Here is a 23,827-nt window from a genome sequence, read left to right as displayed (position 1 = left end):
AGAGAGCGAAAAAATTAGAGATTAGTGTAGGGAAAAGGTTGTTAAGGCCGTTGTTTATTGCTTATGCATAAACAACGGCTTTTTTTCTGATTCCAATTTTTGGAGTATGCGGGCACAGGCTTAACCAATTTGGGTTGCTCTTGCGAATCAATCTTTCTTTGACCATTCTGCTCATCCCTGATAATTCCTGTAATCTCTTTTCTGCCTCCAACTCCGTGTTGAACGATTCAATAAATACAATTCTATTTAATACCGCAAATGAAAATAGGGTAGGCTCAGCTTGTTCCTGTAATTCATGGTATACGGATCCCAAATTTTGATTTAACCCAACTTGTAAGAACCTACGGTTTGAATCTGTCGCGATGTAAATATGGTATTTGTTCATTTTATTCTTGTTTTAGCTAAATTATTTGGTAATTTGCAGTCGTTTTGCTAATTTTATTGGTACAATTATACTAATAAATTTAGTATTTCAAAAAAAATAATAAAAAAATCTATGGCAAATATTTCATCAAATCTTAAATATCTTCGCAAGAAAAAAGGGTTGACTCAGCAGCAATTTGCTGATTTAATGGAAATCAAGCGTGCTTCGGTGGGGGCTTATGAAGAGGATAGGGCCGAGCCTAAGTATGAATTACTAAAAAAGATAGCAGAGTTCTATGATTTAAGTATGGATGAGTTGGCAAATGATGTAATAGATGATAAATGGAAACCAACTCCGAAGAGCAATGCCTCCAACCTAAGGGTATTAAGTGTAACTGTGGATTCGAATGATCGGGAGAATATTGAATTTGTTCCTGTGAAGGCTAGTGCTGGGTACATGAACGGATATGGGGACCCTGAATATGTCAGCGAACTTCCGAAATTTTCCCTGCCTCTGTTTAACCAAGGTACTTATAGAGCATTCGAAATTAAAGGTGATTCAATGTTACCATTGGCATCGGGTTCATTAATCATTGCTGAATACGTAGAAAACTGGCATGATATAAAACCCGGACAAACCTATGTTGTGGTTTCCTCTGATGATGGTATTGTTTATAAACGGATCGGACAAAAATTCAAAGAAGATAAAGGATTGAAGTTGGTTTCTGATAACAAGACTTATGAACCATATTGGGTTTCCGCAAATGAAATCCTGGAAGTATGGAAAGCAAAGGCCTTTGTAAGTACCGAATTGCCGGAGCCGAATCCAGAACCTACCTTGGAAGCTTTGTCTACCATGATGGCTCAAATGCAGAAAACTATTAACTCCGTAGTCGATAAAAATTAACATCGTATTTGATATATGTTGTAAATAATAAAATGTTTTCGTACCTTTGTACTATCTGAAAGGAAGGGGGCATCGTATGCCCCCTTTTTTTAATTCATTAATTAAAATATGCAGATCGAGAATCGAGTAATAGAGTTAGTTGAGGAGAAAATTGCCGACAGACCAGACTTATTTATTGTTAGTGTACGGTTTTTAAAGAATGGTGTTTTAGAGATTCTTCTAGATGGTGATAATGGCATTGCCATTGAAGATTGTGTTCAAGTTAGTCGTCATGTTGGATTCCACTTGGAAGAAGAGAATGTGATAGATAAGGCTTACCGTTTGGAAGTATCATCACCAGGTATTGATTCTCCATTATTGTTGAAAAGACAATTCGAGAAGAATATCGGGAGAAGTATCCAAATGAAGATGTTGGATGGAACTAAAAAAGAAGGCGAATTATTGTCGATTACCGATGATTCAATCAGCATAGAAGAAAAAGTAAAGGAAAAAGGGAAGAAAGCTGTGCTTGTACAAGCTGATATTCCATTAGATCAAATAAAGGAAACAAAGGTGTTAATTTCATTTAAATAAGAATGAGTACTAATATAAATTTGATAGACTCGTTTCAAGAGTTCAAGGACTTTAAGAACATTGACCGTCCTACAGTCATTACTGTTTTGGAGGAAGTGTTCCGTAGTATGATTCGTAAGCGTTTTGGAACAGATGAGAATGTTGACGTAATTGTCAACCCAGATAATGGTGACTTGGAAATCTGGCGTACGCGTGTAGTTATGGAAGACGGATTCTCTGAAGATGATGATTTAGAGATTGAGTTGGAAGAAGCCCATAAGTATGATTCAGACTTAGAGGTTGGTGATGATTATATCGAGCAGATTACTTTAGAGAGCTTCGGTAGACGTGCCATCTTAGCCGCTCGTCAGACTTTGGTTTCTAAGATTCTTGAACTTGAAAAAGATGAAGTATTCAAGAAATACAAAGACCGCGAAGGTGAGTTAGTAATCGGAGAGGTTTATCAGATTTGGAAAAAAGAAATCTTAGTTTTAGATGAAGATGGTAATGAATTGATTCTTCCTAAAAGTGAGCAAATCCCTGCTGATTATTTCAAAAAAGGAGACAGCATTCGTGCGGTTGTTGATAAGGTAGATATGATGAATAATAATCCTAAGATTATTATCTCTCGTACAGCACCTGAGTTTTTACAACGTTTGTTCGAACTAGAGGTTCCTGAGATTTTCGACGGATTAATTACTATTAAGAAAATTGTTCGTGAACCAGGAGAGCGTGCTAAAGTAGCTGTAGAATCATACGATGATCGTATTGATCCAGTAGGTGCTTGTGTGGGTATGAAAGGTTCTCGTATTCACGGTATTGTTCGTGAATTACGTAATGAGAATATTGACGTTATCAACTTTACGACAAACCATTCTCTATATATCACACGTGCATTAAGCCCAGCTAGAATCACTTCCATCAAAATTGATGAAGAAAATAAAACTGCTGCGGTTTATTTGAAACCTGATCAAGTTTCCTTGGCGATTGGTCGTGGAGGTCATAATATTAAATTGGCTGGTAAATTAACTGGCTATGAAATTGATGTTTACCGTGAAAGCGGAGAAGAAGAGGAGGATGTGGACATCGAAGAATTTGCAGATGAAATTGACGGATGGATTATCGATGAGTTTAAACGCGTTGGTTTAGATACAGCGAGATCTGTATTGGCACTGTCCGAAGAAGAACTTGTAAGACGTACAGATTTAGAGGAAGATACCATCCGCGAAATTGTACGTATTTTACAAGCAGAATTCGAATAATAAAAACTTCGAATTTCAGGGTTTAACAATTTATAATAAATTGTTAAATCCTTGTAAAAAAACATATTTTTGTAGTACGATATTATATTTAGAAGATAGTAGATGACAGAAGGTAAAAGTATAAACTTGCTTAAGGCGGCAAAAGAGCTCAACATTGGGATTGGCACAGCTGTAGAATATTTGGTTAAGAAAGGGTTTGATGTAGACTCTAAACCAAGTTCGAAGTTGAGCCCTGAGATGTATGGCGTTCTTTTGAAAGAATTTCAGGGTGATAAGATTGTTAAAGACGAGGCTAAACAAATAGTTATCGGCAAGATTCGCCGTGAAGAAGGTCCAGCCACAGGCACTGCTAGCTCTAACCCTGAATCTACTGATGAGAAGGAAAGCCCTACTGAGGTTAAAGAGATTTTGATAAAAAATGCTTCTACGGAGAATACTCCAGTAGTGGAAGAAACCAAAAAAGAAGAAACAGGTAATTCACCATTGAAGGTGGTTGGTAAGATTGATCTTGACAGCCTAAAACGTGGTAAACCTGCTCCAAAGGCAGAAGTCAAAGAAGAAAAACCTGTAGAACCTGAGAAAAAGGTAGAGCCTAAGAAAGAAGAAGCTCCAGTTGTGAAACAGGAAGTAGAGCCTAAAAAAGAAGAGGTAGCTAAAGTAGAGGAGAAGAAACCAGTGGTTGAAAAACCGGTTCAAGCGGCTCCTGCTGAAAAAACCGAGGCTCCCGTTAAAACTGAAAAACCAGTGCAGCCTGAGAAGGCTCCGCAGCCAGTAAAATCTGAAAAGACAGAAAAACAACCTGAAGAGGTGAAAAAAAATAAAGAAGTAGAAAAACCTGCCGCGAAGGTAGAACCAGTGGATGATGTAATCCGCGCTCGTTCGGAAACCTTAAGTGGACCAAAAGTAGTCGGTAAGATCCAGTTACCTGTTTCTAAGCCACACAAACCTGTTGCCTCCTCATCGAATAATGCTGGTGGAAATCAACATGACAACAAACGTAAGCGGAAGCGTACGAATAAACCGAATCCAACTCATGGCGGTGCTGCTCAAGGACAAGGTCATGGCCACGGTGGTCATGGTCATGGACAAAACCAAGGTCAAGGTCAGGGACAAGGTCAAGGTCAAGGACAACAAGGTAATAGACAAGATGGTGGAAACCGTCCGCCTTATCAAGGTGGTGGTAACCGTCCGAACAACCGCCCGAATCATCCAAACAATGATCGTCACGGGAATAATAGAGGTCGTAACGACAGAAACAGAAAACCTGATACTCCAAAAGAAGAGCCTACAGAAAAGGAGATCCAAGATCAAATTAAGGCAACTCTTGCTCGCTTGAGCGGAGCTGGTAAATCTGGTAAGTTTGCTCAACGTGCTAAGTTACGCCGTCAAAAACGTGATGATATAGCAATGTCTGCGGAAGAAGCAGCAATGGAAGAAGCAGCAATGTCCAAAGTATTGCGCGTTACGGAATTTGTTACAGCAAATGAATTGGCGAACTTAATGGATGTTCCTGTAACCCAAGTAATTGGTACTTGTATGAGCTTGGGAATGTTCGTGTCTATCAACCAAAGATTAGATGCTGAAACATTAGCAATCGTTGCTGATGAATTCGGATTCCAAATTGAGTTTATCAAACCTGAGGATGAAGAAACAGCTGAGCTGGAGGAAGTAGATGATCCAACACGTTTAGTGCCTAGAGCACCAATCGTAACGGTGATGGGACACGTTGACCACGGTAAGACTTCCTTGCTTGACTACATCCGTAAAGCAAATGTAACCAAAGGTGAAGCCGGAGGTATTACGCAGCACATCGGTGCTTATGCTGTACAGTTGGATGGTGGAAAAAAAATAACATTCTTAGATACTCCGGGTCACGAAGCCTTTACAGCGATGCGTGCTCGTGGTGCTCAAGTAACAGATATTGTAATTATCGTTATTGCTGCGGATGATGCCGTGATGCCTCAAACTAAAGAAGCAATCAATCACGCCATGGCTGCAGGGGTACCAATCGTATTTGCCTTTACTAAGGTGGATAAACCAGGTGCCAACGCTGATAAAATCCGTGAACAATTATCGATCATGAATATCCTAGTAGAAGATTGGGGCGGTAAATACCAAGCCCAAGAAATCTCTGCTAAAACGGGTGAGAATGTCGAACTATTGTTAGAAAAAGTATTATTAGAAGCTGAGTTATTAGAACTTAAAGCCGATCCTAAAAAACGTGCTGTAGGTTCCGTAATCGAGGCTGCTTTAGATAAAGGTAGAGGTATTGTAACAACAGTACTAGTTCAAGGCGGTACGCTTCGTATTGGTGATCCAATTCTTGCGGGTTCTTATTCTGGTAAAGTTAAAGCCTTGACCAATGAACGCGGTGAACGTGTGAAAGAAGCTGGTCCTTCAATGCCTGTACAGATCTTAGGTATGTCAGGTGCTCCAACAGCAGGGGATAAACTTTATGTATTAGAAAGTGAATCTGAAGCTCGTCAGGTAGCGAACAAGAGACTGCAACTCCAACGTGAGCAAGGTATGCGTGCAACTAAACACATTACCTTGGATGAAATCGGAAGACGTCTTGCTATCGGTAACTTTAAAGAACTTAATATTATCGTTAAAGGGGATGTGGATGGTTCAATCGAAGCATTATCCGATTCATTGTTGAAACTTTCTACCGACGAGATCCAAGTGAATATCATTCACAAATCAGTGGGTGCTATCTCTGAATCCGATGTGTTATTAGCTTCTGCTTCTGATGCGATTATTATCGGTTTCCAAGTTCGCCCTACTCAGAATGCACGTAAGCTTGCTGAAAACGAACAAATCGATATCCGTCTATACTCTATTATCTACGATGCGATTGAAGAAATCAAATCTGCGATGGAAGGTATGTTGGCTCCGAAACTGGAAGAGAAAATTGTTGCTGAAGTGGAAATCCGCGAAGTATTCAAAATCTCTAAAGTTGGTTCAATTGCCGGATGTATGGTGTTGGATGGTAAAATCAACAGAAACAATGATATCCGTATCATTAGAGATGGCGTCGTAATTCATACTGGTAAGTTAGCTTCATTGAAACGTTTCAAAGACGATGTGAAAGAAGTTTCTCAAGGTTATGAATGTGGTTTAAGCATTGAAAGATTTAATGATATCCAAGAAAAAGATATCGTTGAAGCATTCGAACAAGTAGAAGTAAAACGTAAGCTCTAATCAAAGCTTATTATTAGATATCTAAAGAGGTTTAGCATCATGCTAAACCTCTTTTTTTATTGATATGATATCAACGATTTCTATTTGAAAATACTAATGTAAGCTACTATCTTTAACCCTATGTATACATTTAGGATTTCAGAAATTATTCAACAACCAAATCATAATATTTCCATACGTTTTGAAGATGTCAATGGGGAATTCCCATCGTATCAATCAGGTCAATTTTTAACCTTAGCTTTTGAGTTTTCGGAACGTGAAGTTCGCCGTTCCTATTCTTTTTCCAGTAGCCCTTATGTGGATGAACCCTACGAAATCACTGTAAAAAGAGTTGATAATGGTGAGATTTCCAGATTATTGCATCATAAAACTAAAGTAGGGGATGAAATTCAGGTCATGGAACCTCAAGGCTTGTTTACCTATATTCCTTCTGAATCACATACAAATACCATTTTTCTTTTTGGCGCTGGAGTAGGAGTTACCCCATTATTTTCAATCTTGAAAACCGCTTTGGTTGCCGAGAAGAATAGTAAAGTCGTTCTCATTTATAGTAACAGTTCAAAGGAACAAACCATCTTTTATGATGAATTGTTGAAATGGCAAGAAGCTTATCCGGATCGCTTGCATATTGAATTTATTTGGTCAAACAGCAAGAATCTAATGACAGCCAGGCTGAATAGAGATTATATATTAAGCCTGCTGAAGACTCATTTAAATGAAGGTGATGAGTCGGTATTCTATACTTGTGGTCCATTATTTTATATGGATTTAGTGAGATTTACTTTATTGGGAATGGGATTCCCTGAAGAGAACATCAAAAGGGAAACCTTCCACTTCCCTGAAGAAGAAGAGGATGAAGATGAGAAGGAAGAGGAACCAGTAGATATGACCAGTTATGATATTGTCCTCAAATTCAATGGTCAGGAATATCCACTGACCATACCTTATGACAAAACTATACTAGATGTTGGATTAGAGCATAAAATCAAATTACCATATTCCTGCAAATCAGGAATGTGTAGTACTTGTATTTCTCAGGTGGTAAAGGGTTCTGTTCGTATGGACTATAATGAGGTTTTGACGGATAGGGAGGTAGAGAATGGAAGGTGTTTGATCTGTACCTCGCACCCAACAGAAAATGGAACCAGTATCGAAGTGTATTAAAATTAATGTATGAAAAGAAATCTGCTGTTATTATTGATGGTTCTTGCAAGCAATATGCTTTTTGGTCAAGTTACCTATAAAATTACTTATCATTATTTTAGGGATGGGGCAATGCTAAAACAGGATCCTGTTGTGGTCTTTGCTACAAAAGGAAAATCCTTTGTCACTAAGGAAAGCCTAGTTTCTGGAAACGCCAGATATCCTGCAGAGGTATCCAGCTACGATTACACCGGGAATAAAGTATATAGAATATCCTATTTGTCTGCTGATAAGCAAATCAGTACAGTTGATAGCTCAACGTTGAAGAAATATACTTATGAAGATGTAGATTCAGATGGGAAGAAGATCATTGGGTATAAAACCCAGAAAGCAGTAACCTCTGTCAATTCCAATAAAATAGAACTTTTATATTCCAAAGACGCTCAAATTCAAGCTGCTCCCAATGATTTAGGACAAAGCTTGGGACTAGTTCTGGAATATAGACGGAATGGAAACTCTGGTTTGGTAGCTGCATCCATTGAAAAGCTGAAAAGCTGGCCAAAAGATCTTCCTGAAATCAATCCTTCACAATTACTCGATGAGTTGACTTATAGAGATGAACTTTGGAAGAGTAGGTTTATCTATCTGCCGGTTTTTCAAGATGAACAAATCTGTTTTCAACCCGGAATTAAATCAGATAGCATTATGCGATTCGCTGAAGGTACTGTTATCCTTAAGAAGATCAAAGTTCCGGAGGTAGATGTCAATTCACAAGCATTCATTCAGCTGATTGAAAAATCGAACGGGGATGCCTACGATCGGACCGGATCGGTATTTCTGATAGCAGAGGATCAAAAGATTAGTTTTCTGGATGGGATGAAAAATGGAATGGCGACACTCCCTAGTTATGTGGATTCTTCGGGAACTTCATATCCTGGAATGATCCGAACTTCTGAATTTTCTCCAGTTTATGAGCTTATGCGCTTTTTTACTCCATTTGGAGTATCTCATTTCAATGATCGCCTGGCGCTAAAGGGAAAAACATGGCAAGATAGTGTAATCTATAGACAAGATATTTCGGAGTTTTTGCCTGTTCTTTCGGGTAAAGAGGTTTATATAGGAACCTATATTGGTAATTATGATAAAGGTGGTCATAAGGTAAGTTTAGAGATGAGTATACATCCCGGTGGTTCTAACTATGCTGAGGGAATGAAAATTATGCCTTTATTCAATACGACCAATGTAATGGAAATGGGTGGTCAGACTTATCCAACCATGTTTAAAGATGAAAAAGGCTTAGAATTGACTTTTGAATTGGCACAGGATGTTAAAGACGTCAAACTTAGATATATTAGCACCGGTCATGGTGGTTGGGGTAATGGAGATGAATTTGTTCCAAAACCGAACAGGATCTTTTTGGATTCCAAGTTGCAAGCTCAATTTACGCCTTGGCGTTTGGATTGTGGTAGCTATAGATTATATAATCCAGTCAGTGGGAATTTCGAAAATGGTTTATCCTCCTCGGATTTAAGCCGCTCCAATTGGTGTCCAGGAACAGTTACCAATCCTGTATTTATTGACTTGGGAGATTTAAAGGCTGGAAAGCATACGATTCGAGTTCAGATCCCACAAGGCCCTAAAGAGGGTGAAAGTATCAGCTTCTGGAATGTTTCAGGGGCCTTATTGTACAAATAGAGAAATTGAAAAAATAAAAAGACAGCTAGCTAGCTGTCTTTTTTTGCTTTTGGTAAATGGAGGTTGAAAGATGCATTTATTTCTTCCACAAAATCAGTGGAAAGGAAAGGGGTTTCAGCATCTATTTTTTGATGAATAAAAAAGTACACTTCCTTTAAACCGGCTTCTCTCCATTCTTTAAGTTTCAGGACCCATTCCGCTAAACGTTGTTTATCCAAAATCTCAGTGGATGAAACAAAGCGAATAAATGCAACTGGGCTGGTCAACCTAAAATGCAGCATATCCCTTCGCCCGGGCGTGTCAACAATAATATTAGTAATGTTGTTCCTTTTTAATACGCTTAAATATCGTTCCAACAGCTCTTGGTCATTGAACCATTCCTCATGTCTAACTTCAAAAGCTAAAGGGTATCCTTTTGGAAATCGATCTAAAAATCCTTCCAACCTTTCAAAGGCTTTGGGTCGGAAATTTTCAGGCATTTGGATAAAGGGCATCCCTAATTTTTCTTCAAATAATACCGTGGAATCAACAAATGCAGCAACTTTTTCGTCGGTATTGTTGAGGCGGGAATAATGACTGATACTATTGGTGAATTTGGGGCAAAATCTAAAATCATCCACCGTTCTATCTTTCCAAATCAAGACCTGTTCCTTGCTCGGTGATCTATAAAAAGTTCCATTGAATTCAACCGCGTTAAAGTTTTTGGAATACAGGTTTAATTCATCCTTGGTTCCTCGCGGATAAAAACCCTTTAAATCGGCCTTTGACCACTTTGGGTAACCAACATAAAAATGAAACTCCTTATCCTTTTTGTATTTCTCAAGTAACTGAATAGTTTCCTTTGGGGTTTGAGGTAATGAAAAATCTATATTGCTTGCGTCCTCTACTTTTCCAAACTTCATATAAATCTATTTTGAATACGACAAGATACGATAAAAATAAGAATGGCCATTCCTGCATATCGGGAATGGCTATTCTTAATGATATTGGAAATTTTATTTTAAGACATGTTTTACTCCATCGAATGTCATTTGAACAGGGAGGATAAATCCATTTTCATCAAATTTCATTTCATCGATACAGGTTTCTCTTTCATTAGCTCCTTTTTTATCGAGTGGTCTGCGGTGATAAACCATGTAATATTTATCCTTTTTAGGGATCTTGATTACGGAATGATGGCCTGCACCATAGGCAATCTTAGGGTCGGGTTGAAGAACAGTGCCAATCCTTTTGAATGGTCCTAACGGACTATCAGCAATCGCGTAGGCCACCTTATAATCCGGTCCAGTCCAGCCACCTTCTGACCACATAAAATAATACTTATTATCCTTAATAAACATAAATGGACCTTCAGTATAATTTTCAGGCGTTACTTCTTTGTATATAGTTCCATCTTCAAAAGGAACTAAACTCTTAAAATCATCCGCTAATTTAACCACATTACAATGGCCCCAGCCACCATAAAACATATAATGTTGACCATCCTTGTCCCGGAATACAAATTGATCGATTGGTTGTGCGCCATTGACGATATCATTGATTAGTGGTTTCCCGAGTAAGTCTTTATAGGGACCTTCAGGCTTGTCAGCAACAGCAACCCCAATTCCGCCAATTTCTCCCTCGTGGACATCATTCGCGCCAAAGAAAAAGTAATACTTCCCATCCTTTTCAATAACACTAGGTGCCCACATCGCTTTATTAGCCCATTTAACTTCGCTATTGTCCAAAATTCGAGGATGTTTTTTCCAATTTACCAAATCTTTGGAGGAAAAGGCATCAAACAAAATCTGCTCTTCGTAGGGTGCTGAATAGGTTGGGAATATCCAATATTCATTGTTGTAAATTATTCCTTCAGGATCGGCATACCATCCTTTAATTACTGGATTTTGCTGCGCTTGGCTTTGGCCAATCGTAAACAAGCTCAAAAGAGAAAGAGTAAGTAAGGTGTTTTTCATTTCAATTACAGGTTTATGACTTGAAAATACACATTATTAAATGGAATACAAAGCTTTCCTAATTGGATTTAGCATGAATGATAATCCTTGTTGCATAAAAAAAGGTATAACCATCGTTACACCTTTTAACCAAATTTACTTATAAACAAAGACGGACTTATCTTTCAGGGTAGGTTACTGTGATATGGCTTATTTTCCAACCATCTTTACTGTTGCACAATGTAACGTAGTCATATTTTTTAAAGGTTTCAAAAGTTGTAGTAACTTTTACAATACTACAATCATCATTTTTTTCCACGAATGAATATTCAGTTTCGGCATTCATTTTCGATCCTTTATTGCTTTTTAAATGTTTAACCAATTCAGATCTTCCGATAAGTTCGGTTTGACCGTTATTAGGGGTTGAATATTTAAAATCTTCGGTAAATAGGTAGTCAACTAAACTTACTTCACCGTTGTTCGAAGCATCGATGTACTGATCGATAATAGATTCGACTTTAATAAATTTTACAGGTTCTGGTTTACTGTTAGCAAATACAAATGAACTTACAAGTGTAAATACTGTTGTTGCGATTAGAGAGATTAGCGTTTTCATGATTTTAAATTTTTTGTGTTATTGATTATGTAATTGTTTGATTCAAAGGTATATCGAAAACTAAAGCGCGTACAGTGGGAATAGGCAAGTCCTTTTGGAAACTCGGTGAAGCTTGAAAAATAATCGGTGAAAAAAACAAAGAATTTCTGGCTTCGGTGAATACTCAGGTGAGCAAGGTATAAAACGCCTTTTATTCTGAATTCTATGGTAAAAAGAGGTTCAATCTGGAAATTGAGCTAAATATTATCCTTCTTTTATAATACTTCAGGAATAATTAAATGTTATATCGGATTTTCTAGGGACAAAGTTCGGAACTTCGCCGGACCTTGTTCGGAATTTTTCGGCTGATGTCCGAAGGAGGTCCGAAGAAGGTCCGGAGAAATTGCGGTAAAACATGGGTCTTTATTAAAATGAATTTCGAGTTAATCTGGTAAATGTTATTAGAAACAGCATTAGATTCAATTTTTGAAATCGGGGAAATAAAAAGGAGGGGACGGGAAAAAAAAGGAGGTTATCAGCAATGATAACCTCCAAATAATTCAAATAATTTATTTCATTAACCTATTTTATTCATTAACCTATTTTAAATGAAGTCATGGTCAGGGCGCCAGCCACTGCTGCATCATTAAAAATAAATAGGTCTTCGTTTTTGTCCTGTAATGCCAAGGCATATATCATAGGTAAATAATGTTCAGGAGTTGGGATTGCCATTTGAAAGGCAGAACCTTGTTTGTCAAAATCAATTAGAGGTTGATGATTACCCTCGATGATATATTCTTTCATTTTTTCATTAGCTTCTTGAGCCCAATCAAATGCGAATCCAACGGTATTGAGATGTTTCCAGGAAACCATTCTCAGATTATGGACATTATTACCTGAACCAACAATCAAAACTCCTTTTTTGCGTAATGTGGCTAATTCCTTCGCCAAAGCATAGTGATGACTTGCCGGCATACTGTAGTCAATGCTCATTTGAATTACAGGTACATCAGCATTCGGGTATAAATGTTTTACTACGGACCATGAACCATGATCCAATCCCCATTTATCATCCAGATGAACTTCCTTGCTGCTTACGATTTCCTTCACTGCCTCCGCTAATTCAGGTGAACCAGGTGCTGGATATTGAACATCAAATAAAGCCTGTGGGAATCCGCCGAAATCGTGAATGGTGCTTGGATGTTCCATGGCGGTTACATAAGTACCTTTTGTTTCCCAGTGAGCCGAGATCACCAATATTGCGGTCGGTTTTTCTATTTCTTTACTAATATTTTTGAAACCTTGAACAAATTCATTGTCTTCGATGGCATTCATTGGACTACCATGTCCAAGGAAAAGAACAGGCATTTTATTGCTGTTGTTTAATCCATCAACGAATTTATTGAGTGCTTTCAGTTTGACAGCTGCCCCTGCAAGTGGTAAAGTTGCTGCGGCAGCCAGAAATTGTTTACGTGTCATATCTTCCATTATAAATTCCTTTCCAATTTATATTACAAATATCGGAACTCTATGGAGGGGAGTGGTATGAGAATTTGGAAGAATGGTATAAGTTTTAGGAGATTAACTTTTTCATTTCCTCGCGAAATTCGGTAGGGGTCTGTCCAGATTTCTTTTTAAATACACTCGTGAAGTAAGCCTTGTCGCTATAGCCTAATTCAAATCCAATTTCAGAAATAGTTTTATTGCTGCTTACAAGTAGGTTTTTAGCTTCAATCAGTTTTCTGGTTTCAATAATTTCGGATACGGATTGTTGGAGAATGCTTTGCGTAATGGTATTTAGGTTCCTTGCACTCATAAAAAGTTTTTCTGCATAATAATTTACTCCTTCTGGACGTCTAAAATTCTCCTCCAGAATGGTTAAGAAATTCTTGAAGGTGATATCTTGATTTTTATAGAGATTATGTTGATCAGGGTCCTGTCTTTTTCGTTCGGTTTCAATCATGCTGAAAAGAACGGTCAACAATTCCCTTACAATGGATAATTCCGGTTTTTCCTGCTCCATTTCATCATTTATCATTTGACAAATCTGGTTCAAGCGTTCAAAGCAACGGCCTTCAGTGAAGGCAAGGTTGGCATTATCATGGAAATAACTATATAGATTGAAGGTAGTCTCTGGAATAAATTCACTTTTAAATCGCAGCACCCAAAAATCACATTCCCCATTATTCAACATGGGGACGACGCGGTGAATTTTGCCACGACTTACAAAGCAAACAAATGGTGCATGGTAAGTCTCGCTCTTAAAATCTATAAAATGTTCAATTTTGCCCTTTATTCCAATGATGAGTTCTTCAAATTGATGATAATGGGGTTCATTACTTTGATTTTGAATATAAAGGGCATCTTTATTATCAACCTTATAAATTTTGAACAAATCTTCCATAGTTAAACTGAATATTATATAAATATCCCATTTTTTCTTCAAATCCTTTGAATGCTTAAGAGTTTTGCGCTAGATTTTTGCTGTTTAGCGTAGGATTTTCAGTAAATAGTAGGTAATTATCGGTTGATTTATGTTTTAGTCTTCAATATTTGGGTTTTATTGTTTATTAAAATGATATTTTTGATTTATTTTATGATTTTATGTTACAAATATTTGTTTTTTTAGTATAAAATCTAATTAAAATTGATTTTTATTCAATATTATTTGATTTTTATTTTGATAAATGCAATATAAATGTATTTTTGTTGAATAAAATTTAAAAGAATATGGTTTTGTCTGGTAAAAAGTCTTATGTTCCTCTGGTTTTTATGGGGATTTTGGTTGTTATTTCACTTGTTTTTTCAAAAACTCCTAAAATTCATTCAGATTCGGCTTATAATTTTGCGGATATTGCGTGGATGTTGACTTCCACGGCTTTGGTTTTGATTATGACACCGGGTTTGGCCTATTTTTATGGCGGAATGGTCAAGAAGAAGAATGTTATTTCAACGATGTTGCAAAGTTTTATATGCATGGCTGTCGTTGCAGTGCTTTGGGTAGTTTTTGGATTTAGTTTGGTATTTGGAGAGTCCATTGGCGGAATCATTGGGAATCCATTCAGCTATTTCATGTTTAATAATGTCTTGGAAAGGGAACCATGGGAGGCGGCACCGACCATTCCATTTGCCTTATTTGCTATTTACCAGTTAAAATTTGCTATTATCACACCGGCATTGATTACCGGAGCGTTTGCCGAAAGGATAAGATTTACCTCCTATGTTCTATTTATATGCCTGTTTTTTATTTTCATTTATGCACCATTGGCACATGCTACCTGGCATCCGGATGGATTTTTATTTAAAATGGGTGTATTGGATTTTGCCGGAGGCACTGTGGTGCATATGTCGGCTGGATTAACAGCATTGGCCTCTGCACTATATTTAAGAAAAGGAAAAGATATGCATAGTCATACTCCGGCTCGAATTACCTATGTGTTATTAGGAACTGGTTTACTATGGTTTGGTTGGATAGGTTTCAATGCTGGATCTGCTTTTTCTGCTTCTGAATTAGCGGCGACAGCATTGATTACCACTTCAACGGCATCTGGTGCAGCAGCTTTAACCTATATTTTCTTTGATGCAGCGAAAGGGATAAAACCTTCGGCAATGGGGGTCTGTATTGGAGCAGTTGTGGGATTAGTAGCGATTACACCGGCAGCGGGTTTTGTTACTTTTGGGCATTCGCTTGTAATAGGAGCCGTAGCCGCAGTAATAAGTCGGTTGGTGATTGCTTGGAGAACTCGTTCTAGAATTGATGATACCCTAGATGTTTTTCCTAGTCATGGTGTAGGGGGAATGGTAGGCATGGTGCTGACGGGTGTATTTGCAAGTAAAGCAATCAATGCTGCTATTCCAGATAATGGATTGTTTTATGGAGAATGGAAATTGTTTATTGCTCATATCTTAGGGCTGATTGTCTCCTCCGTATTTATTATTATTATGGCTTTTGTGCTGCTTAAAATAACAGATTTAATTTCAAGATTGCGGGTTTCAGATGCAGAGGAGGAAGTGGGCTTGGATATCTCCCAACATGGCGAAAGACTATGACCTTTATTAACTAAAATTACCTAAATTATACCTGATGTTCCTAGGAATGTCAGGTTTTTTTATGGTTATTGAAACATTTTTAATTTAAAATGGTTTATTAGTTAAATCAACATGACAAGCATATGCACAAAATTAAATTTATATTATTAGGAGCTTTTGCCATGGGATTAATAACTGTAACGAGTTGTAATAACAGCGAAAAATCTGAAAATGAAACGGAAGTTCTTCCAGATCCTGCGCAAGGAGGAGATGCTGAACGCTATAATATTAATGCACCGGATGAAGAAGTCATTAATTTGGATTCAACAGAGGTGGATACAACCGTTAAAGACACTGCCCAATAATCACATTCTTTTATATTTTTGTTAGTCAAAAGCCTGATCTTTCACAATTTCGGGCTTTTTTGGTACGCTGGAATTCTCTAGCTGTTTAAGTTTATTGAATTTTAGTATATTTACGAAAATATCGTAACATGAGCCGATTATTACTTTTTCTTCTATTTTTCATAGTTCATTCCATAGGCTATTCTCAGCAATTAATAAAAGGCAGGGTCATAGATGCAGAATCAAGGTCTGTCATAGCTGGGGCATCCATTTATATCAATAATTCTTCTCTAGGGACTAGCAGTAATAAAGAGGGTACCTTTTCCTTGAATACAAGTAATAATATTTTTGAGTTAGTCATAACTTATATGGGTTATGAAAAGCAAATTATCCAAGTCCAGTTACCCTTGGAGAAGGAATTGCTTATTCAATTAAAACAGAAGTCAACTGCTATAGAAGAAGTGGTGGTTCGAAATTATTTAAAGGATGGATGGAAAGAATGGGGTAATTTTTTTGTTGAGAATTTAATTGGTATTGGAGATTTTGCAGATGAATGTGAAATTCTAAACCCCGAGGTTGTAAAATTTCATTTTAATAAGAAAGATAATGTATTGATTGCTGTTTGTTCGGAACCCATAATCATTAGAAACAAAGCTTTAGGCTATGAGTTAACTTATGATCTTGCCAATTTCAATATGAATTTTTCGACGAAGATGTTCTTTTTTGAGGGATATGCCTTTTTTAAGGATCTTGGAAAAGGGCGTTCAAAGTATAGGAAGAATCGTGAGGATGCTTATATGCTATCCATGAATCGATTTGTGTCGAGTACCTACCATAAATCCTGGGCAAAAGATGGCTACACTGTTCGAAAGTTAGTTAAAAAGGAGAATGAAGTTCGAGTAAATGCCAGAACGAAATTTTCTGAAATTAAAAAAACTGTTGATCGGGATTTCAATGGAAATTGGAAGTTATTTTATGCTTCTCAGAAGGATGTTTCTGAGGATCAGGTAAATACACTGAATAGGCAGATGATTCAGCATGAGAAAATAAGTTATCTGATGGGAGTGATGCAGCCAGAAGAAATCATTGTAAATGAGGATACGGAGCGGATGTTAAAGGAAGTTTTATACCAAGATTATTTATACATTATTTTCCCATCGTCATTTGAAAAATCGAATCGAAAATTGTTGAAGAAGGCAGCGAGTCAAGTATCAGAATTGTATTTAGCGGAACCGGAGGGAATAATAATAGAATCGCAGGGCTCCTATTTCCCGACTTCAAATTGGATTTTAAGTGGATATGCAGTTGGCTATTCCAAGTTAGCCTATTTATTGCCATTGGACTATCAAGTTTCAGAGTAAAAAATACGCTGATGTAATTAATTTCTTTTACATTTATGTAAATGAAAATACTGCGCACTAATTACTCAATTTCAAATTAGCATGATTATCCTAGGTTGTATCTTAGCAATATTAGTTGGCATTACCTTGGGTTTGATTGGGAGTGGTGGAACTATTCTAACTGTTCCTATCTTAGTTTATATCATGTCAGTTGAACCGGCTTTATCGACCACTTATTCACTTTTTGCTATCGGGATTACTTCCTTTATCGGCGCAATCCGCGGTGTGATAAAGAAAGAAGCGGATTTGCCAAAAGTTATCAGTTTTGGATTGCCATCCTTGATCGTAGTGTTTGTTACGAGGTCCTATATTCTACCATTAGTACCTGATGTGATCCATATTGGAAGTTTTACTTTTCATCAAAATGTACTTTTGATGATCTTATTTTCCTTTGTCATGGTGGCTTCTTCTTTAAGTATGATTCGCTCGGTGAAGAACAATCCAGAAGTGCCTGCCTCCAATGTGAAAACTCCCATAGAAGTTATTATCCTTCAAGGGGCTATGGTTGGTTTGGTAACGGGACTTGTCGGTGCAGGAGGAGGGTTTTTAATTATTCCGGCCTTGGTGAATTTCTATCATTTGCCGATGAAACGAGCGGTCGCTACTTCATTAATCATCATCAGCATCAATTCCTTTTTTGGGGTGATGGGAGATCTTGAGAAGTTTGAACTGTTCGATTGGAATTTATTGCTTGGGTATACTGGCGGAACAGTTCTTGGTATTTTTATTGGTTTCTATCTTTCAGATCGGATCAGTAACAAATCCCTTAAAAAGGGATTTGGGTATATGATTCTTGCTGTTGGATTGTATATCTTATTGAAAGAAACCTTGCTCCGCTAGGTTATTCAGCTGTATTAAACTTCGAAAATTGTTTGTGTACTTTTCGAAAGATTATGATGCCAATAATTCCCAAACATAGCCAAAGAAAATCAATACTAAATAAATCAATATTGCCTTCCATAAAATTGTTCCAGATCCACTTGCCACTTAATACACCGTTAAAGACAGGAATGGTGAGAGCAATCATGCTTCCCAAGAGCAAGGTTTCCTTATTGGTTCTTTGCAAACTCTGGCGGATGATGTAGTACGTACTGAAGATCAACCAAGTAATAAAGTAAACTTTATATAGGAACTCTTCATTGGCTTGCGGGTTAAATTTTACAGCAATAAAAGCTATTGCCGTTGTAGGAAACATTGTAAGGCATATTGTCAGGTAAACATTGGCTAGCCAAAAATTGAATTTTCTTTTATGCTTAGGGATGTTGTTTTTATCTCTTGCCACTAACCAAATCATTATTCCGGAGCTGATGACCAAACAACCCATAATTCCCAAGATAAAGGATAAGAATTTTAGCGGGTATCCTGCGTAATCTGCAAAATGTAGACGATATAGTAGGCTTTTTACATGATCGACAAAGCTGGAGTTTGCCATGGGATCCTTTTCTTCGATAAGCTTGTTGTCTCGTACCTGTACATTGTAAATGCCATAGCCTGCAAAATGCTTGGCGTATGTTGGGCTAACTTCAGCTACAACATGCATGTTTTGGTCCGCATAATTTTTGACATTGATCCTGAAGATTCTGCTATTGGGCCATTTATTCTGGACGTCTTTAATAATCTGATTTATGGAAGGAGGGTTGGGAAGTTTCTTATTGGAATAGGGGAGATCAACAGAGTGATTGAAGGCAAGCTCCGTATACATTGCTTTAGAATCTCCTTTATAAATAAGTTTTTCGAATGGAATAGCCAATACTGAATTTAAGATTAGGAAAATTCCGGTAATAGCATAAAGTAATTGAAAAGGATAAGCCACGACACCCAAAGCTGTATGCATATCGGTCCAGACTGTTTTCCATTTAGAGAATGGTCGGTAAGTGAAAAAGTTGGAAACCAGTTTATCCCAATGTAGGAGGAGGCCAGTAATCAAAGCAAAAAGAAATAGGAAGGATGTAAATCCAGCGATTACATACCCAAAAGGACCAATTCCTAAATTGATTGGTACTTCGTTTAATTGGGCGAGGAAATGTAGTCTGTAAAGGAACTCCGCTAGATCGTAATTTTCGGAATAACTGCCAGATTTTTTATTGATGAAATTGAATCCAAAGAATTTTCCATCATTTGTTTTCCAATCCGCTTTATCAGGAATTCCCTGATTGATTTTATCCAAGTTTATTTTATTTTGGATGCTATCTTTCGATGCAGAATAGCCCATGTAAGCTCGAGCATTCTGATGATAAAAGGTGAACGTTAGGTCCCTACCTAATAAATTGATTGAATTATCCAGTGAATCTATCAAGTAATCACAATTGATATCTTCTGTTTTTTGTTTAGAAAATGATTCACCTTGTTGCCAGGCAGCGATTTCATTTCTAAAAAAAGAAAAAGAACCGGCAAAGAAAATTACATAGAGGAATGCACAAATAATGATGCCACTGATGGTATGCGTACTGAAATAGATATTGTAATTTCTGATATTCATGGTAGAATTAATATAGGGTAGGAAGAAACAACAGCAATGCGAGGCAGAGGTATATTCCCCAGACCATCCATCCATTTTTTGCTAAAAAGGCTAATAACAAGAGGGTAGCCCACAAGAGGTAACCTGTGAACCCAGATAAAATGGTTACATCTTTTCTTTCAAAAAATAAGGTCAAAAAGGAGTGAAATGCTAACATGACTAAATAGCCTCCCAAAAAACCAGAACTGATTTTCAAGAATCTTTGCAGGGGAGAGCTTAAATATTTTTTGTTGGCAGGCATGGTTGATAGGTTTTTAAATAAGGATTTCCATAGTGAATGAAATGCAGAACAGAATCAAAACATGCTTCCAATCCAATATTTTATACGGTATTAAAAGATTGACTATACTCAAAGCTGCCATCAGATAGACCATGAATGCCAAAGCGCCAGCCTCATAACCTTGTTTCATAATTGTTAATACCGCTGAGATTATCATAAGAAGCAATCCAGATACTTTTAACGTAGGTGGGGAAAGCTGTTTTAAGAATGATTTTTCAATTTGATGATAACATTTCATCTTTTTGCTGCTGCAATACATCAAATAAGTTCCGGCAAAAAGCAATAAGACAATTAAGCTATACATGATGATTTGTTTTAATGTAGAAAGTCAAGTATAGTAGGAGAGCCTACTATACTTGACAAATGATTATTTTACGAATAGGGTCAGGGTAGTTCCTTTCCAGATTTTTTCAATGTTTTGGCCTTCCCATAATTCTTTCTTGTCCTCAGTCTTTGAGGCTTCAATAATGTATTTTCCGGAGGCTATTGGTTTGAAATTTATCTTTCCATTTGCATCGGATTTAAGAGTTTTTGTCCAGCCACTAGGAGCCATAATTATTACTTCCTGATCTTTTTCGATCTGGTCTTGGTTCAAGAGTTGAACTTGAATAATTGAGCCTGATTTTGGGTTCAGTTCATCCGTTTGGAGATGGAATGGTAGGGTGCCATTTTTTAGGGCAGTATTTCCAACTTGAACATTCGCGAATGTTGAGAATTCAAACCGCATAGTCTCATAAGCTTCTTTTGCAGGGATAATAGCAGAAAGGGTGTAGGTTCCATTTTCTGTTGGGATGAAAGAGGCTTCGAAATGATCTGCGTTTTCAGATTTTTCCAATTTTTGTTTTTGACCTTGAGGACCTATTAAAAAAAGCTCAAACTCCTTGATATTTGAGTACCAGTTTTTTACAGAGTCTACAGTCTGTTCTGCGTATTCACCATAGAATATTTTTACGCTGTGTTTTTGATTTAACTTTCCAATTGCTTGAGTTTCTAACCAAAGAGCATGCGCTTGTGCAAAAGAAAGCGTGCAAATACTGATAATAATTGTGAATAATAATTTTAATTTCATGTTTTTAGAATTTATATGCGAATGTTAATCGATAGTTTCTTGGTGCACCGGCTTGCCAAGAGTAAGTAGGGTTACTGAAGTAGCTAGTGTAATAACTACCGCCCTCAATCAAGTATTTATCCAAAAGGTTCTGTACGTTTAGATTGACACTGAATTTGTCGATGCGGTAGCCTATTCCGGCATCAAAGCGGAAATAATCTTCAATATTTTTTTCGGGTTCATCCTTGGAGTAGAATTCCAAGCCACGTTGGATATTTGACATCCCTCCAAATTGGAAGGCCAAACCTTTTGCCTTTCCTCGTGTCAATTCATAGTCCAGCCATAGGTTGGCGATATGAACATCGGCACCATTAAGTCTTTGTCCAACAAAAAAGGCTTCAACACCTTCATTGATTTTGGTTACTTGTCCATCGGTATATGCATAGTTCGCAATCAGGTTCAATCCCCTTAATATCTCACCACGGATATCGACTTCGAGCCCGCGGATTCTTTTTTGCCCAACTTCGACTGACATCTCAGGTCTTGGTCCATAGGATGTTATTTCATGGTTCTTGGTGATTTGATAGATCGCGATGGTACTATTCCATTTTCCTTTGAACCAATCTCTTTTGATGCCAAGTTCATAATTGTTACCTGTGATTGGTTTTATTTTAGAACCGTCAAATAAAATTCCTTGCTGGGGAAGAAAAGATTGGTCAAGTAATGCATAGACTGCTGTATTTTTATCAATGGAGTAGGATAGACCTATTCTCGGCGTGACTTTTTCGCTTTTAACTGGCGCACCACCCCAGGTACTGATAGACATGGAGGTATAGCGAGCAGCCAAAGTCAAACGTAAAGCATTATCAAAAAAGCTCATTTGATCTTGCACATAGGCTGAAGAGTAATCTGAGGACATAATGCCACCGCCTACAGCTGCGCGTTGAACCAAGGAATGGCTGCGGTCAAAACTCTGAAGCCCAAAGTCAAATCCATAGACAGGATTCTTAGGATCAAACTCACCACCATTTAAACTATCCAGAATAATACTTTGGTTCCAGTCTGCTAAATAGGATTTACTTCCTAGATCAATACCCGCTAATATTTGGTGCTTCACTTCTCCAGTATTAAATGAGCCATTTAAGAAAGCTTGGCCAAGGAGCATCGTGCTTTGGGCATCCCAGGTATCCGATTTCCGGATAATTTTGCCATCAGGAAGAATATCTTTAGGCCAACTGCTAGCGCCGATTTGATTATAATTAAAATAAGCAGCCTGTGCGGTTAATTTCCAATTAGCATTTAATTTATGCTCGATATTGATAAATGCAGAGTGTTCATCGATGTCTAGAGGTTCGGTTCCTTTTTGAGAAAATGTGGTTTCACGAGGAAGGGTTTTATAACCAAAAGGAGACATCAAATAACCAGATCCAACATCAGTCATGACAGCTTTCTGATAAGTGTATTCCAATGTGGCAGTTGTCTTATCATTAATTTTGTAAGATAGAACAGGAGCGATTACAAGTCTTTTATTGTCTTCATTCGGGCGGAATGAAGCTTTTGAAGAACCGGCGATATTCAATCGATAAAGTAGTTTGCCGTCTTTAGAAAGTTTACCGTCTAAGTCCAAGGTGCTTCTGTAGTTTTCAAAACTGCCTAAGCTAAAGGTTACTTCAGCATTTTGCTGTCCAGTAGGTTTTTTGGTAACCACATTGTAGATCCCTGCTGGGTCGCCACTGGACATCATAAAACCTGCTGGTCCTTTTACGAATTCAATTTTTTCTACCGTTGCCATGTCTTCTGATAAAGGACTCCAGTAGGAACTGACAATATTCATCCCATTGCGAAAAGCCTGGATTTGGGAACCGCGCATGTTGATATTGACATACATGTCATTCCAATGGGTTTGTCGGCTTACTCCAGAGATATTCCTGAATGGACCATCCGCTAAATTGAATGCCTGTTGTTTTGCTAACAGCTCAGCATTTATGATTTGAACATTTTGAGATAGTTCCAATACCGGCGTCATGACCCTTAATGATGGGGAAACCTGATGGTCTACTATGGGTTTTTTACCACTGACTACTACTTCTTGGATAATATTTTTGTTTTCCTCAAGGATGAAATCTAAAATTCGAGTTTCATTTTCCTTTAATACGATAGTGGTTATTTGGGAAGTAAATCCAATGTGCTTAGCATGCACTTCATAGCTTTTAGCAATTAAGTTAACAAATTCATATTTTCCTAAGGAGTCTACTTGGATTTCTTGGCTATGATTCAGTTTGACCACGACGTTTTTTGCAGGAGTACCTTTTTGCGTCAGGATAGTTCCTTTTATTATTCCATTTTGAGCGGAAGCATAAAATATGCTACTCATAAGGAGTAGGCATGTAAAGAGGCTTGTTTTCATGAAAGTATCGGATTAAAAATTAAAGGGAAAGGATGTGAAAAAAATCAAGTTTAATTTTTGAGAAACCTGAAATGGAGTAATAGGATTGGAAGAATATCGAAGGATTTTCTTCTCAAAATAGTAGGGTAATAAATAATTGAACATAATGA

At 37.4% G+C, this 23,827-nt stretch carries 20 protein-coding genes; 10 read left to right on the top strand and 10 right to left on the bottom strand.

Translation table 11 applies throughout. The features are described 5' to 3' along the window. Nucleotides 1-61: 61 nt before the first annotated feature. Nucleotides 62-385 (bottom strand): hypothetical protein, encoded by a 324-nt coding sequence (locus ACF3OC_RS13285; RefSeq protein ID WP_094255892.1) that lies wholly within the window; start codon nt 383-385, stop codon nt 62-64. Nucleotides 386-496: 111 nt separating this feature from the next. Between ACF3OC_RS13285 and ACF3OC_RS13280 the strand changes: the two genes are divergently transcribed. From ACF3OC_RS13280 to ACF3OC_RS13255, 6 genes are all read left to right on the top strand, one after another. Next, complete coding sequence (locus ACF3OC_RS13280) at nt 497-1,270, top strand: LexA family transcriptional regulator (RefSeq protein WP_094255891.1); 774 nt, start codon at nt 497-499, stop codon at nt 1,268-1,270. Between the two features lie 108 nt (nt 1,271-1,378). Continuing rightward, entirely contained in the window at nt 1,379-1,843 is a 465-nt protein-coding gene (gene rimP, locus ACF3OC_RS13275; protein WP_094255890.1) for a ribosome assembly cofactor RimP, read from the top strand. 2 nt (nt 1,844-1,845) lie between these two features. Continuing rightward, nucleotides 1,846-3,084 carry a transcription termination factor NusA gene (gene nusA / locus ACF3OC_RS13270; RefSeq protein ID WP_094255889.1) on the top strand — a complete coding sequence of 413 codons (1,239 nt, stop codon included), beginning with the start codon at nt 1,846-1,848 and terminating at the stop codon, nt 3,082-3,084. Between the two features lie 102 nt (nt 3,085-3,186). Then, nucleotides 3,187-6,285: a translation initiation factor IF-2 gene (gene infB, locus ACF3OC_RS13265; protein WP_392469405.1), complete on the top strand. Its 3,099-nt coding sequence runs from the start codon at nt 3,187-3,189 to the stop codon at nt 6,283-6,285. A 120-nt stretch (nt 6,286-6,405) separates the two neighbouring features. Beyond that, complete coding sequence (locus ACF3OC_RS13260) at nt 6,406-7,449, top strand: 2Fe-2S iron-sulfur cluster-binding protein (protein WP_392469404.1); 1,044 nt, start codon at nt 6,406-6,408, stop codon at nt 7,447-7,449. 9 nt (nt 7,450-7,458) lie between these two features. Further along, entirely contained in the window at nt 7,459-9,123 is a 1,665-nt protein-coding gene (locus tag ACF3OC_RS13255; protein ID WP_392469403.1) for a PNGase F N-terminal domain-containing protein, read from the top strand. A 29-nt stretch (nt 9,124-9,152) separates the two neighbouring features. Here ACF3OC_RS13255 and ACF3OC_RS13250 read toward each other — a convergent pair whose 3' ends face one another. The 5 genes from ACF3OC_RS13250 to ACF3OC_RS13230 form a co-directional block, all read right to left on the bottom strand. Next, nucleotides 9,153-10,025 carry a DUF72 domain-containing protein gene (locus ACF3OC_RS13250; RefSeq protein ID WP_392469402.1) on the bottom strand — a complete coding sequence of 291 codons (873 nt, stop codon included), beginning with the start codon at nt 10,023-10,025 and terminating at the stop codon, nt 9,153-9,155. A 93-nt stretch (nt 10,026-10,118) separates the two neighbouring features. Next, nucleotides 10,119-11,078, bottom strand: a complete 960-nt coding sequence (locus tag ACF3OC_RS13245; protein ID WP_392469401.1) for a glycoside hydrolase family 43 protein — start codon at nt 11,076-11,078, stop codon at nt 10,119-10,121. Nucleotides 11,079-11,235: 157 nt separating this feature from the next. Further along, nucleotides 11,236-11,673, bottom strand: coding sequence for a nuclear transport factor 2 family protein (locus ACF3OC_RS13240; RefSeq protein WP_094255883.1), 438 nt, complete (start codon nt 11,671-11,673; stop codon nt 11,236-11,238). A 573-nt stretch (nt 11,674-12,246) separates the two neighbouring features. Beyond that, nucleotides 12,247-13,131, bottom strand: coding sequence for a 4,5-DOPA dioxygenase extradiol (ygiD, locus tag ACF3OC_RS13235; protein WP_392469400.1), 885 nt, complete (start codon nt 13,129-13,131; stop codon nt 12,247-12,249). A 94-nt stretch (nt 13,132-13,225) separates the two neighbouring features. Continuing rightward, nucleotides 13,226-14,056 (bottom strand): helix-turn-helix domain-containing protein, encoded by an 831-nt coding sequence (locus tag ACF3OC_RS13230; protein ID WP_392469399.1) that lies wholly within the window; start codon nt 14,054-14,056, stop codon nt 13,226-13,228. A 368-nt stretch (nt 14,057-14,424) separates the two neighbouring features. On the opposite strand from ACF3OC_RS13230, the gene ACF3OC_RS13225 reads away from it, so the two are divergent. From ACF3OC_RS13225 to ACF3OC_RS13210, 4 genes are all read left to right on the top strand, one after another. Next, entirely contained in the window at nt 14,425-15,702 is a 1,278-nt protein-coding gene (locus ACF3OC_RS13225) for an ammonium transporter (RefSeq protein WP_392471610.1), read from the top strand. Between the two features lie 122 nt (nt 15,703-15,824). Then, entirely contained in the window at nt 15,825-16,046 is a 222-nt protein-coding gene (locus ACF3OC_RS13220) for a hypothetical protein (RefSeq protein WP_094255880.1), read from the top strand. A 128-nt stretch (nt 16,047-16,174) separates the two neighbouring features. Beyond that, the gene (locus ACF3OC_RS13215; protein ID WP_392469398.1) at nt 16,175-17,386 is read left to right on the top strand and encodes a carboxypeptidase-like regulatory domain-containing protein; all 1,212 of its coding nucleotides are present in this window, start codon (nt 16,175-16,177) and stop codon (nt 17,384-17,386) included. 81 nt (nt 17,387-17,467) lie between these two features. Then, nucleotides 17,468-18,265, top strand: a complete 798-nt coding sequence (locus tag ACF3OC_RS13210) for a sulfite exporter TauE/SafE family protein (protein ID WP_094280073.1) — start codon at nt 17,468-17,470, stop codon at nt 18,263-18,265. Nucleotide 18,266: 1 nt separating this feature from the next. Here ACF3OC_RS13210 and ACF3OC_RS13205 read toward each other — a convergent pair whose 3' ends face one another. From ACF3OC_RS13205 to ACF3OC_RS13190, 4 genes are all read right to left on the bottom strand, one after another. Further along, nucleotides 18,267-19,904 carry a PepSY-associated TM helix domain-containing protein gene (locus ACF3OC_RS13205; protein WP_392469397.1) on the bottom strand — a complete coding sequence of 546 codons (1,638 nt, stop codon included), beginning with the start codon at nt 19,902-19,904 and terminating at the stop codon, nt 18,267-18,269. A 293-nt stretch (nt 19,905-20,197) separates the two neighbouring features. Next, the gene (locus tag ACF3OC_RS13200) at nt 20,198-20,527 is read right to left on the bottom strand and encodes a DUF3325 family protein (RefSeq protein WP_392469396.1); all 330 of its coding nucleotides are present in this window, start codon (nt 20,525-20,527) and stop codon (nt 20,198-20,200) included. A gap of 63 nt (nt 20,528-20,590) precedes the next feature. After that, nucleotides 20,591-21,292 (bottom strand): DUF4198 domain-containing protein, encoded by a 702-nt coding sequence (locus ACF3OC_RS13195; protein WP_392469395.1) that lies wholly within the window; start codon nt 21,290-21,292, stop codon nt 20,591-20,593. A 4-nt stretch (nt 21,293-21,296) separates the two neighbouring features. Further along, complete coding sequence (locus tag ACF3OC_RS13190) at nt 21,297-23,645, bottom strand: TonB-dependent siderophore receptor (RefSeq protein ID WP_392469394.1); 2,349 nt, start codon at nt 23,643-23,645, stop codon at nt 21,297-21,299. Between the last annotated feature and the right edge of the window lie 182 nt (nt 23,646-23,827).

This window comes from Sphingobacterium cellulitidis (genome assembly GCF_043187465.1).
In the GTDB taxonomy this organism is placed as follows: domain Bacteria; phylum Bacteroidota; class Bacteroidia; order Sphingobacteriales; family Sphingobacteriaceae; genus Sphingobacterium; species Sphingobacterium cellulitidis.
The sequence above is the reverse complement of the archived record's forward strand: the minus strand, read 5'-3'. Positions and strand labels throughout refer to the sequence as shown.

Coding starts and splice junctions, on each gene's coding strand:
- ACF3OC_RS13285 (WP_094255892.1), bottom strand. CDS start 385: ATGAACAAATACCATATTTACATCGCGACAGATTCAAACCGTAGGTTC.
- ACF3OC_RS13280 (WP_094255891.1), top strand. CDS start 497: ATGGCAAATATTTCATCAAATCTTAAATATCTTCGCAAGAAAAAAGGG.
- rimP (WP_094255890.1), top strand. CDS start 1,379: ATGCAGATCGAGAATCGAGTAATAGAGTTAGTTGAGGAGAAAATTGCC.
- nusA (WP_094255889.1), top strand. CDS start 1,846: ATGAGTACTAATATAAATTTGATAGACTCGTTTCAAGAGTTCAAGGAC.
- infB (WP_392469405.1), top strand. CDS start 3,187: ATGACAGAAGGTAAAAGTATAAACTTGCTTAAGGCGGCAAAAGAGCTC.
- ACF3OC_RS13260 (WP_392469404.1), top strand. CDS start 6,406: ATGTATACATTTAGGATTTCAGAAATTATTCAACAACCAAATCATAAT.
- ACF3OC_RS13255 (WP_392469403.1), top strand. CDS start 7,459: ATGAAAAGAAATCTGCTGTTATTATTGATGGTTCTTGCAAGCAATATG.
- ACF3OC_RS13250 (WP_392469402.1), bottom strand. CDS start 10,025: ATGAAGTTTGGAAAAGTAGAGGACGCAAGCAATATAGATTTTTCATTA.
- ACF3OC_RS13245 (WP_392469401.1), bottom strand. CDS start 11,078: ATGAAAAACACCTTACTTACTCTTTCTCTTTTGAGCTTGTTTACGATT.
- ACF3OC_RS13240 (WP_094255883.1), bottom strand. CDS start 11,673: ATGAAAACGCTAATCTCTCTAATCGCAACAACAGTATTTACACTTGTA.
- ygiD (WP_392469400.1), bottom strand. CDS start 13,131: ATGACACGTAAACAATTTCTGGCTGCCGCAGCAACTTTACCACTTGCA.
- ACF3OC_RS13230 (WP_392469399.1), bottom strand. CDS start 14,056: ATGGAAGATTTGTTCAAAATTTATAAGGTTGATAATAAAGATGCCCTT.
- ACF3OC_RS13225 (WP_392471610.1), top strand. CDS start 14,425: ATGGGGATTTTGGTTGTTATTTCACTTGTTTTTTCAAAAACTCCTAAA.
- ACF3OC_RS13220 (WP_094255880.1), top strand. CDS start 15,825: ATGCACAAAATTAAATTTATATTATTAGGAGCTTTTGCCATGGGATTA.
- ACF3OC_RS13215 (WP_392469398.1), top strand. CDS start 16,175: ATGAGCCGATTATTACTTTTTCTTCTATTTTTCATAGTTCATTCCATA.
- ACF3OC_RS13210 (WP_094280073.1), top strand. CDS start 17,468: ATGATTATCCTAGGTTGTATCTTAGCAATATTAGTTGGCATTACCTTG.
- ACF3OC_RS13205 (WP_392469397.1), bottom strand. CDS start 19,904: ATGAATATCAGAAATTACAATATCTATTTCAGTACGCATACCATCAGT.
- ACF3OC_RS13200 (WP_392469396.1), bottom strand. CDS start 20,527: ATGTATAGCTTAATTGTCTTATTGCTTTTTGCCGGAACTTATTTGATG.
- ACF3OC_RS13195 (WP_392469395.1), bottom strand. CDS start 21,292: ATGAAATTAAAATTATTATTCACAATTATTATCAGTATTTGCACGCTT.
- ACF3OC_RS13190 (WP_392469394.1), bottom strand. CDS start 23,645: ATGAGTAGCATATTTTATGCTTCCGCTCAAAATGGAATAATAAAAGGA.